Source organism: Caballeronia sp. J97 (genome assembly GCF_905220305.1).
Taxonomy (GTDB): Bacteria; Pseudomonadota; Gammaproteobacteria; order Burkholderiales; family Burkholderiaceae; genus Caballeronia.
Genome location: NZ_CAJMZL010000027.1, coordinates 96,860 through 108,028, shown reverse-complemented (window position 1 = coordinate 108,028; position 11,169 = coordinate 96,860). Strand labels below are relative to the sequence as shown.

General features: G+C 61.9%; 9 protein-coding genes. 6 read left to right on the top strand and 3 right to left on the bottom strand.

Annotated elements, in window-relative coordinates; translation table 11 throughout:
* Window positions 1–204 precede the first annotated feature (204 nt).
* Window positions 205–579, bottom strand: coding sequence for a DUF4148 domain-containing protein (locus tag U4Y90_RS27570; protein ID WP_321799374.1), 375 nt, complete (start codon window positions 577–579; stop codon window positions 205–207).
* 393 nt (window positions 580–972) lie between these two features.
* Window positions 973–3,396: a penicillin acylase family protein gene (locus tag U4Y90_RS27565; RefSeq protein WP_321799372.1), complete on the bottom strand. Its 2,424-nt coding sequence runs from the start codon at window positions 3,394–3,396 to the stop codon at window positions 973–975.
* Window positions 3,397–3,604: 208 nt separating this feature from the next.
* Between U4Y90_RS27565 and U4Y90_RS27560 the strand changes: the two genes are divergently transcribed.
* From U4Y90_RS27560 to U4Y90_RS27535, 6 genes are all read left to right on the top strand, one after another.
* Window positions 3,605–3,985, top strand: a complete 381-nt coding sequence (locus tag U4Y90_RS27560) for a nuclear transport factor 2 family protein (RefSeq protein WP_321799370.1) — start codon at window positions 3,605–3,607, stop codon at window positions 3,983–3,985.
* A 252-nt stretch (window positions 3,986–4,237) separates the two neighbouring features.
* Window positions 4,238–4,933 (top strand): phosphatase PAP2 family protein, encoded by a 696-nt coding sequence (locus U4Y90_RS27555; protein WP_321799369.1) that lies wholly within the window; start codon window positions 4,238–4,240, stop codon window positions 4,931–4,933.
* Window positions 4,934–5,109: 176 nt separating this feature from the next.
* Complete coding sequence (locus U4Y90_RS27550; RefSeq protein WP_321799368.1) at window positions 5,110–6,066, top strand: HlyD family secretion protein; 957 nt, start codon at window positions 5,110–5,112, stop codon at window positions 6,064–6,066.
* Complete coding sequence (locus U4Y90_RS27545) at window positions 6,063–7,007, top strand: ABC transporter ATP-binding protein (RefSeq protein ID WP_321799366.1); 945 nt, start codon at window positions 6,063–6,065, stop codon at window positions 7,005–7,007. Before U4Y90_RS27550 ends, U4Y90_RS27545 begins: the two co-directional genes overlap by 4 nt.
* Window positions 7,004–8,164 carry an ABC transporter permease gene (locus U4Y90_RS27540; RefSeq protein WP_321799364.1) on the top strand — a complete coding sequence of 387 codons (1,161 nt, stop codon included), beginning with the start codon at window positions 7,004–7,006 and terminating at the stop codon, window positions 8,162–8,164. Before U4Y90_RS27545 ends, U4Y90_RS27540 begins: the two co-directional genes overlap by 4 nt.
* 10 nt (window positions 8,165–8,174) lie before the next feature.
* A complete protein-coding gene (locus tag U4Y90_RS27535; protein WP_321799363.1) occupies window positions 8,175–9,614 on the top strand; it encodes an efflux transporter outer membrane subunit in 1,440 nt (479 codons plus the stop codon).
* Here the strand turns inward: U4Y90_RS27535 and U4Y90_RS27530 are convergent.
* Window positions 9,607–11,136 carry a class I adenylate-forming enzyme family protein gene (locus tag U4Y90_RS27530; protein ID WP_321799362.1) on the bottom strand — a complete coding sequence of 510 codons (1,530 nt, stop codon included), beginning with the start codon at window positions 11,134–11,136 and terminating at the stop codon, window positions 9,607–9,609. The genes U4Y90_RS27535 and U4Y90_RS27530 overlap by 8 nt on opposite strands.
* Window positions 11,137–11,169 lie beyond the last annotated feature (33 nt).

The window sequence follows — 11,169 nt, the reverse complement described above, 5'->3', positions numbered from 1 at the left end:
CTGCTTCAGCCCAAAGACTGAAACCGCACTCGCATCAAGCGCCCACACTTATCGGCTGTTAGTTTTTAAAGAGCACATCGCAAGATCACTTCACTTCCGTCTTGCGTCGCTGCATCAGCAGCAGAGAAACGAGATTATGACGAGCCGATGACGTCTTCGCAAGCCCCTTTCGCAAATTATTTTCATCGGCCCGTCGCTGACGATTCAGCTTCCGAAAAATGGCGTGCAGAAACTCACCGGGCCGACGCAATCCTCCGCCGGCATCGAACCATGCTTCATCGACATAGGCGCGCGCATCGGGCCCGAACCCGCTGCGGCGCCTCCGGCATGGGTGCCGCCGTATGCTTCGTTGGCTTCGTTCGTCTTCTGCTGCGCGGCGACCTTTGCCTCCGCTGCCTGGATATCGGCGGGATAGTTGGCTTGCTCGCCCGTGGCAGGCGAATAGCCGGCCTGCTCGAGCTGGACGAGCTCGGCCTTCACTTGTGCGCGCGTCAACGGAGCGCTCTGGTTCTGCGCGAAAACAAACGTGGGCGCAGCAACCACGACGACGGACACGACGAATTTGGCGATGGCGTTCATGATGTTCACTCCGACAGAAAAGGTTGACCGGATCGCATGCGATCCACGAACCTCATCGAACGCACAGGGCCCTTGCGCGGCTTCGACTCACTCGAGCGGTGCATGGGACCGGAGTCAGCGCTGACTCCGGTCGACACCGAGGTTTCAAGCGTAGAGGCTTCGATTGGTTAACCCGGAGACGCGGCAATCTATTCCCGCGACGAAGCGGAACATCAGGGAGGGGACAAGGGCAGGAGAGTGCGGAGGACGAACCGAATGAGGAGTCCGGCAAGGCGCCAGCCAGCACCCGTCCACCGCGATTGAATTGTGACGCAAGGCGGCGCGAAGATCATCGCCGCTCGCGTTGAAGATGCCTTGCCGATCTCGCAACAATGACGCCTGCGAGACCGTCGCTCAATGACTGTCCGGCACGAGATGCACGCGCTTCTCGGTTGCGGCCTCGACAGCGGAGCGCGAATACAGCAGCGGGAAGTACTGCCCGTCGAGCCACATCTGTGCGAGATCGCGATAATGCGGGCTGTCCGGATCTCCCGACTCGCCGGGCAGATTCACAGCGCGCGAGGCGTCCCAGTTGCCGACATCGACGACCACACGAAACGACGGTCCGTTGGTCTCGCGAAAATCGCTCGCGCGATACGTGGACTGATTCGGCGTGTAAGCACTGCCGCCCTTTCCGATTGGACCGACGTTGAGCTTCGCGCGCATGTCCGCATCGACGACATCGGCCAACGGATGCGCGTTCAGGTTCGTTTGCAGCTTGCCCCATCGCCACTGACTCGAATCGGCGCCTTGCAGACGCAGCATCTCCACATAGGCATCGTGCAGACTCGAAAGCAGCACCGCATCGCGTTTGGCTTGCGCGTTATCGCCGAAGCGCGTCTCGGGATGTTCGAGTGTATCGAGCATCACGGCCGTATCGGGTGGCCCGAACGATGCCGCCGCGTTCTTCGGCAACACCGCTTCCTTGAACGCGCTTCCGAGATGCCGCGAGAGCCATACTTCTTCGAGCGCGGCTTGCGGCGAATCCGCGCCCATATGCGCGTCCCAGCCCTTGAGCATCGACAGCGCCGCACGCGCGTCGTCATCATCGCTCGAGAGCGGCGCGAGCAACGCGACGAGCCTGCGCGCAGGGATCGAAACGATATCGTTCTGCAAGCGCTCCGAGTCTTCGATCGACACCTTGGGCAGCGACTTCAACACTTCATCGATACGCTGATGCCGCGATCCGTTGGTCCATTCGAAACCGAGCTTGCGCTCCGCATACGGATATCCCGCCGGCAGATTCATTTCATTCGACGTCGTGAAGTAGCCTTGCGCCGGGTTATAGACCGAAGGCATCGCATCGCGCGGCCAGAAGCCCGCCCATTCATAGCGGCCATCGCCGGGCACGGGCATGAGGCCATCCCAGTTCGGGCGTATCGGCGCGAGTCCGCTCGGCACCCAGCCGATGTTGCCTTCCTTGTCCGCATAGACTTGATTCACCGTCGGCGCGCCCCAGGTCGCGAGCGATGCCTTGAATTGCGCGTAGTTCTTCGCGCGCATATAGCGCATCGAATCGAAATAAGGCGACATGCCGGGCGACAGCCATGCCGTGCGCACGGCGAACGCGCGATGCTTGCTTTCTTCCGCATAGATCACGGGACCATGTCGCGTGAAAAGCAGATCGGCAGTGACAGGCGCGCCATTGCGCACGGCGATCTGTTCGCGCACGACGCGCATCGGCTCCCACTTGCCCTTGTAGCGATACTGCCGCGACTTCGCCGGATTCAACTCATATACATAGAGGTCTTCCTGATCGATATTGAAGATCGTGAGTCCATACGCGATCGAACCGTTATGCCCGATCGAAATACCCGGCGCCGAAGGCTCGCCCGCGCCGATGATGTCCAGCGTGGGCGTGCTGATCTGTTGAATGTAGCGAAGACTTGGCGCCGCATAGGCGCGATGCGGGTCATTGGCCATGATCGCGCGGCCCGTCGCCGACTTCGATGGCGCGATCACCCAGTTGTTGCTGCCTTCCGTGACTTCTTCGGGATTGTCGGCGGCGGCGATCATCGTCGTCGTTGCATCCGCGCTCTTCATCGATTCCTTCGTCACGCGCACGCCTTGTGTCGCAAGCGTGAAGACTTTGAGCACGTCATCGGGAAGACAGGGATCGAGGCCCGCGGGCATCTGTGCCTTCCACTGCGGTTGCAGGCCGAAACGCACGACATCGGCATCGAGCGAACCCTTGCACGCCACACGCGCACGCGCCACTTCGCTCGTCAGATTTCGCGTGAGGCCGTGGCTACGAATGCGAACGATGTCGTCGGCGTTCCATTTCGCCGGCCAGTAACCGATCCTGCGAAATTCATAGGGCATGCGCTCCGGATGCGCGGCCAGCCAGTCGACATACGCATTGACGCCTGCTGCGAAGCGTGTCGCGGCAGGCTTTGCATCGGGTCCATAACGTTGCCATTCGGTGGCCATATCGCCACGATACAGAAAGAGCCGCGTAGCCTTGTCTTGTTCCACATAGGCTGGGCCGAACACCTCTGAGAGTTCGCCCAGTCCTCGTCTGCGCCATAGATCGATCTGGAACATCCGGTCACGCGCGGCGTTGAAGCCTTGCACGAAGAACGCATCGCTATCGTTGGCCGCGAAAATGTGCGGTACGCCCCAGCGATCGATCAGAATGTCCGACGGTTGCGAGAGGCCCGCCACGGCGATCGTTTCGTCGCCCGGTGTGTCGGCGAATGCGATTCGGGCGGTGAGCGGTCCGATCAGCGACGCGCCGATCATCAGCGCGAGCAGGCGTTGTCCCTTCTTTCCCTTCATCTTGGCGTCTCCATTTTTATCGGTGTCGATTCGAGTCACGCGGGGATATCGCAATGTAATTCGAATGTGGGAGGCACGCAAAGCATCTCCCGAAGCACGGTTACATTTCGATACACGAAGCAGCACTCGATCATTCGATGTGTTGTCGATGCCGTTCGGCCTCGTTCGTCGAGATAGTAAGACAGCGTCCCGGTAAAGGAGCTACACGATGACTCTCACCGCCCGAAATATCGATCCGATCTCTGTTGCAAAGCGCGTCTATGATGCCTATGTCACGAAGGACCGCGATGCGATCGAAGCACTCATCGCCGACGATTTCCATTTCACGAGCCCGCGCGACAATCGGCTCGACCGCGCGACTTACTTCGCTCGATGCTGGCCCAACTCGCACGTGACAGACGATTTCACGTTCGTCCATCTCGTGCATGACGACGATCGTGTGTTCGTAACCTACGATTTGCGCATGAAGGACGGCAGCGCATTTCGCAACACCGAGATCCTCACCATTCGCGACGGCAAGCTCGTCGACGCACAGGTCTTCTTTGGATGGATGCTTCCGCACGAAGCGCCCGAAGGAGGCTTTCTTTGAATATTACTTCGGTATCCGAATTTGATTAAATCACCTTCCGCCGGCGCGACGGGGACGGCGGGTCAATCAGATTCCCGGCGTTGCACCTGCAAGCGACTACTTACATCCCGCTCTCGCTCTCGCTTTCGCCAACCTTTCGTTCGTTGCATCGATTGATTCATCTGATTTGTTATGCGAGGCGTCGCACGAACAAAGTGCTTTCATGCTCGTACGCTTTTCATCGAATGTTCATAGATAGATGAGAGACGCGGCATGAATGCCTTCGACATGTCGATCCAGACCTGGCTGGTACATATTGCCGCCTCGTCTGTCACTTTTACTCATGTCGTTCATGCGATTGCCGATTTTTACATCGCCAAAGGAGTCATTCCGCTCGCAATTCTCTGGGCGATCTGGTTCAAAGCCGGAGAATCGCAGCGGTGGCGCCGCGAAATGGTCGTGGCCATTCTGCTTTCGGGTTTCATTGCGTTCCTGCTCGGCAGGCTGTTCGCGCTTACGTTGCCCTTTCGCCTGCGGCCGCTCTACGATCCGACGATTCACCTGACTTTCCCGCTCGCGGACGAGACGGGAAAGTTTCTACGCATGTGGAGTTCATTTCCCAGCGATCACGCCGCGCTGTGGATGGCGATCGCCTTCGGCATCTTCCTCGTATGGCGATGGATCGGCGTGCTCGCGATCCTGCACTGCATCCTCTTCGTGTGCCTGCCGCGCGTCTATCTCGGGATGCACTATCCCACCGATGTGATCGGCGGCTCGGCCATCGGCGCACTCTCGGCGTGGATCCTTACCCGCGAGCCGCTGCGCCGGCGCTTCGCGCCGCTCTTCGTGCGATTCATGGAATACTGGCCGGCCGTGGGCTATATGCTTGCCTTCGTGCTCTTCTTCGAACTGGCGACCATGTTCGACGAGCCACGCCTTATCGCCAGTTACGTCATCAAGGCGCTTTAAAAGCCGCCCCTTCCTACGCGCAAACGCCTCATCGGCGTCGTCCTCTCCTATTCTTTGTCTTGAACACGCGAGCGCGTGCGACATAAGCACGCCCTGCTTGACAGCGCCGATTCGATTCGCGTATTGTTTGGTAGACCAACCAAACACTAGCAACATCTTCCATCGCGGAGTGCGCCATGAGCCGCTTCACCGGCATACCGATCTGCCTGCTTTTCGCCGCGGCGCTCGCGGCGTGCTCTCATCAGGACCGCGACACTTATCAGGGTTATGTCGAAGGCGAGTTCGTCTATCTCGGCTCGACGCAATCGGGCAAGCTCACTGCCTTGTCCGTCGCGCGCGGGCAAACCGTGAAGGCGGGCGTGAGCACCTTCACGCTCGAATCCGTCGATGAAACCGCCGCGCTCGATCAAGCTGAGCGTCAACTCACGGCTGCACAGTCGCAACTGGAAGACATCCTCACGGGAAAACGTGCGCCGGAAGTCGCATCGGTGCGCGCGCAGCTCGCTCAGGCACGCGCGAACGCCCGCAAGGCCGCGTTGCAATTGAGCCGCGACGAAGCGCAGTTCGGCGTCGGCGGCATCGCCAAAGGCCAACTCGACGATTCGCGCGCCAATGCCGACGCCGCCGCCGCGCAAGTGCGCGACCTCACCGAACAGGTCGACGTGGCACGCCTGCCGGGCCGGCCGCAGCAAATCGCGGCACAACGCGCGCAAGTGGCCGCGGCGCAGGCCTTCGTCGCGCAGGCGCGGTGGAAAGTCGATCAGAAGCGAGTCGCGGCGCCGGCAGACGGACTCGTCTACGACACGCTCTATCGCGTCGGAGAGTGGGTGCAGGCGGGCAGCCCCGTCGTGCAGATGTTGCCGCCGCAGAACATCAAAGTGCGCTTCTTCGTGCCGGAAAGCGTAATAGGCAGCCTCGCGACGGGGCGCGCGATATCGATCCATTGCGACGGATGCGCGGAAGACGTGCCCGCGAAAATCACGTACGTGTCGAATCAGGCGGAGTACACGCCGCCCGTCATCTACAGCAACGAAAGCCGCTCGAAGCTCGTATTCATGGTCGAGGCACATCCTCAGCCCGCCGATGCCTCGAAGCTTCATCCCGGCCAGCCCGTCGCAGTGAGGCTGCAATGAGCGCGCAGGACACGCCTTACGTCATCGACGTACACAATCTCAACAAACATTTCGGCGACAAGCACGTCGTCAATGATGTGTCGTTGCAAGTCGCGCGCGGCGAGATCTTCGGCTTTCTCGGTCCGAACGGCAGTGGCAAGACGACATCCATCCGCCTGATGTGCGGCCTGCTCACGCCCGATTCGGGCAGCGGCACGTGCCTCGGCTATGACATCGTGCGCGAGAGCGAAGAGATCAAGCGCAACGTCGGCTATATGACGCAGCGTTTCTCGTACTGGGAAGACCTGACCATTCGCGAGAATCTCGACTTCGTCGCGCGCATCTATCAGATGGCCAATCGCCGCGAAGCCGTGGATCGCGCGCTCGAAGCGCTCGGCCTGCAGAGCCGCTCGAATCAATTGACGGGTTCGCTATCGGGTGGATGGAAGCAACGCCTCGCCCTTGCCGCCTGCATGCTGCACGAGCCGAAACTGCTGTTGCTCGATGAACCGACCGCGGGCGTCGATCCCACCGCGCGCCGCGACTTCTGGGAAGAGCTGCATCGTCTCGCCGCGAAGGGCATCTCCGTGCTGGTCAGCACGCACTACATGGACGAAGCCGAGCGCTGCCACAAGCTCGCCTACATCGCATACGGCAAGCTGCTCGCCCGTGGCACCGCGAACGAAGTGATCGCATCGCAAAACCTCGCGACGTGGAGCATACACGGCGAACATCTGAGCGCGCTATCCGAACGCTTGCGCAAGACACCCGGAATAGATCAGACGGTCGTATTCGGATCGGCGCTGCATGTGAGCGGCAGCGATCATGCCGCGCTCGAACGGGCCGTGCGCGACGCGACGAAGGACGGTGCAACGCACGCCGAGCCGATCGAAACCGGGCTCGAAGACGTCTTCATCTATCTGATGAGCCGTGCGACCGACAACTTCAAGGTGACGTCATGAAAGCGCATGGCCGCTTCGCGATGTTCGCGCGCTTCTCCGTCACGCGCTGGTGGAGCATCGTCATCAAGGAGTTCCTGCAACTGCGGCGCGATCGCATCACGTTCGGCATGATCGTCGGCTTGCCGATCGTGCAGCTCGCGCTCTTCGGCTATGCGATCAACACGGACCCGAAGCATCTGCCTACGGCGGTGATCGTCGGCGATCAAAGTCCGTTTTCCCGCAGCTTCATCGCGGCGATGGAGCACTCAAATTACTTCGATATCGTCGACACACTGCCCGACGACGAAGCCGGCCGTCGCGCGCTTGCGCAAGGCCGCGTGCTCTTCGTGCTCAATATTCCGGCCGACTTCTCGCGCAAACTGTTGCGCGGCGAGCGGCCCGCGCTGCTCGTCGAGGCGGACGCCACCGATCCGAATGCGGTCAGCAAGGCGAGCAGTTCGCTCGCCTCGCTCGTGCAGTCGGTCGCAAGCAAGGACATCACCGGCCCGCTCGCACGGTTGAATGGAACACCCGCCGCTTTCGACGTGCAGGTGCACAACCTCTACAACCCCGAGGGCATCACGCAATACAACGTCGTGCCGGGCCTGATGGGCGTGATCCTCACGATGACGCTCGTCATGATGACCGGCCTCGCGATGACGCGCGAACGCGAACGCGGCACGATGGAGAATCTGCTCGCCACGCCGGTACGCCCCGTCGAAGTGATGACGGGGAAGATCGTGCCCTACGTGTTCATCGGTCTCATACAGGCATCGATCATTCTCGCGGCCACGCGCTTCGTGTTTCACGTGCCGCTCGTCGGCAATCCGTTCGCCATCTATCTCGCCGCGCTGCTGTTCATCGCCGCGAATCTGACTGTGGGCATCACGCTGTCGTCGCTCGCGCAGAACCAGCTTCAGGCGATGCAGCTGACCATGTTCTATTTCCTGCCCAACATCCTGCTGTCGGGCTTCATGTTCCCGTTCGCGGGCATGCCCGCATGGGCGCAGTTCCTCGGCAATCTGCTGCCGCTCACCTACTTCAATCGCCTGATTCGCGGCATTCTGCTCAAGGGCAACGGCTGGGCGGACCTGTGGCCTTCTGTCTGGCCGATGGCGCTCTTCACCGTCATCGTGATGGGCATTGCGTTGCGCTTCTATCGGCGCACGCTCGATTAGGGAGACATCGATGAAAAAGATTCTTCCCGTCTGCGCGTTCGTGTTGTGCGGTTGCACGGTCGGCCCCGATTTTCATGCGCCCGCGCCGCCCGATACACAAGGCTATGTCAAGACGTCCGTGGCGGCGCAAGGCTTTCCGGCAGCCGATCACGCGCTGCCGCTATGGTGGACGCAGTTCGGCTCCGAAGCATTGAACCGTCTCGTCGATCGCGCATTGAACGACAGTCCCACGCTCGAACAGGCGCGCGCGAAGCTCGTGCAAGCGCGCGAAGACTACCGCGCGCAAGCGGGCGCGACGTACTTCCCCGCCGTCGATGCCTCGCTCTCCGGTTCACGGCAAAAGGTCGATCCCGCCGCGTTCGGCGTGCCCGTTCCGAGCCCCGGGCCGTTCACGCTTTACGATGCATCGATCAGCGTGTCGTACACGCTCGATGTCTTCGGCGGCGAGCGGCGTGCGCTCGAAGGCCTGCGTGCGCAAGTGGACTATCAGTCTTTCGAACTCGATGCGGCACGGCTCTCGATCGCGGGCAATGTCGTCGCCACCGCGATCCGCCGCGCTTCGTTGCAGCAGCAAATCATGCTCACCGAGCGTCTCGTCGATGCACAAGGCCGTCAATTGTCGATCATGGAAGGCCGCCTGAACGCGGGCGGCGTCGCACCGTTCGATGTGCGCAGCCAGCGCATGCTCGTCGAGCAGACGCGCGCCAGCCTGCCATCGCTCATCACGCAACGCGATCAGGTCGATCACCGGCTTGCGGTATTGCTCGGCGTCGCGCCATCCAAAGCCGACTTCGATGCAATCACGCTCGAATCGCTGCATTTGCCCGACAACGTTCCGCTCACCTTGCCTTCGACGCTCGCGCGCGAACGCCCCGACATCCGCGCATCGGAAGCGTTGTTGCATCAGGCGAGCGCAAATGTCGGCGTGGCGACGGCCGATCTCTATCCGAAGTTCTCGCTCTCGGCGGGCGTGGGCAGTCAGCGCACGAACATCCACGACATGCTCAACAGCCTGAACGTATGGAATGTCGGCCTGAATCTCACGCAGCCGCTCTTTCACGGCGGTGAATTGCGCGCGAAGAAGCGTTCGGCGGAAGCGGCCTATGATGCAGCCACGCAAGCCTATCGGCAAACGGTGCTGGACGCCCTGCAACAGGTCGCCGATAGCCTCACCGCGCTGCAAAACGACGCCGACGCATTGCACGCACGCGAAATCGCGGCGAACGAAGCTCAGGCGAATCTCGACACGACCAACGCGCGCTATGCGGCAGGCGGCGTGAGCCGCTTCGATCTGCTCGACACGCAACGTCAGGCTCTGCAGACGCAACTCGACTACGCGCTCGCGCAAGCCAGCCGTCTTTCCGACACCGCCGCGCTCTTCCAGTCCCTGGGCGGCGCCGGCGAAGACATGAAAGCGGCGGACAAACCGGTTGCATCCACGACTAACTAGCGAGTTTGCCGAGCCGATGCTTGAGCACCTTGCCACTCGCGGACACGGGCAACGCGTCGAGAATGCGGATCGAGGAAGGCCGCTTGTACGGCGCGAGCCGCGCGCTCACCCACGCCGCGAGTTCGTGTTCGTTCGCAGCGCTGCCGGGTCTCAGTTCGACGAATGCGAGCACGTCCTCGTTGCCCTGCGCGCTTCGCCCGATAACGGCGGAATGCAGCACGGCGGGATGGCTGTTGAACGCCTGCTCCACTTCGGCGGGATAGACGTTGAAGCCCGAGCGGATGATGAGCTCCTTGCTGCGCCCGACGATATACAGATTGCCGCTTTCGAAGCGCGCCAGATCGCCGGTCTTGAGCCACCCGTCGTCCGTGACCGTGGCCGCCGTCTGCGCCGCATCGTGGTAATAGCCGAGCATCACGTTCGGGCCCCGCACCCATAGCTCGCCGGCATCGTCGGCGTCGCTCGGTGGCGCGAGCGGCACGATGCGCGCCTCGACGCCCGGAATCAACGGACCGACCGACGAATCGCGCGCCGGTGCATCGAGCAGCGTGTTCGACACGGTCGGGCTGCTTTCGGTCATGCCATAACCGTTGTGCAGGGGCACGCCGTAGAACGCTTCGGCAGCGGCCTTGAGCGTCATGTCGAGCGGCGAGCCGCCGCAATAGACGAAGCGCAACGACGGCGCGTTCAGGCCGCCGCGCGGCGAGAAATGATCGATCAGTTTCGCGTGCATCGCGGGCACGCCCTGGAAGATCGTCATGCGTTCATCGCTGAGCACGCGGCCCGCGCGCTCGGCATCGAAACGCGCCGCGAGGCGCAAGGTCGCGCCCGCATACAGCGAACCCAGGCACATGGAAGCGAGACCGAACACATGTGAGATCGGCAGGACAGCATAGACGCGATCGCTGGAACTCACGCGACGCAGCGTGCTCGATATCGCCGCGACGAACAGCAGATTGCGATGCGACAGCATCACACCCTTCGGCGCGCCGGTCGTGCCCGTCGTATAGATGAGCGCCGCGCATTGTTGATCCGAAGGCAGCCCGTGCGGTTCCGGCTCCGAGGCGGCGTCGGGCTCGTCCAGCGCGAACGCGCCGATCGGCGTTGCATCGAGCGATTCGACCAAAGCGCCGAAGCGTTGCGCATGACGCGCGGCATCGTCGGACGCTTCGATCGTATAGAGTGCGATGCGCGGTTTCGCATGCGCGCGGATCGCATCGAGTTCGACGGAGGAAAGGCGCGCATTCGCAATGAGCGCCCACGCATCGAGACGACTCACGGCAAAGAGCGATGCGACGAGCGCGACGCTGTTTTCGCCGGTCAACATGACGCGGTCGCCGGCCCGCACGCCCGCGGCCGCGAGACGGGCGGCGAGCGCATCGACCGCATCGTCGAGTTGCGCATAGGTCAGCGTGCGCGCGTCCTCATGCAAGGCGATGTGATCGGGATGCGCCTTCGCGCCGCGCGAAACGATCGCGTCGAGACGCGCGGGCAGCGACGCGATGAGCTGGTTCGTATCCATATCGAGCGATGACGTTCGTGACCCTGAGGCCCG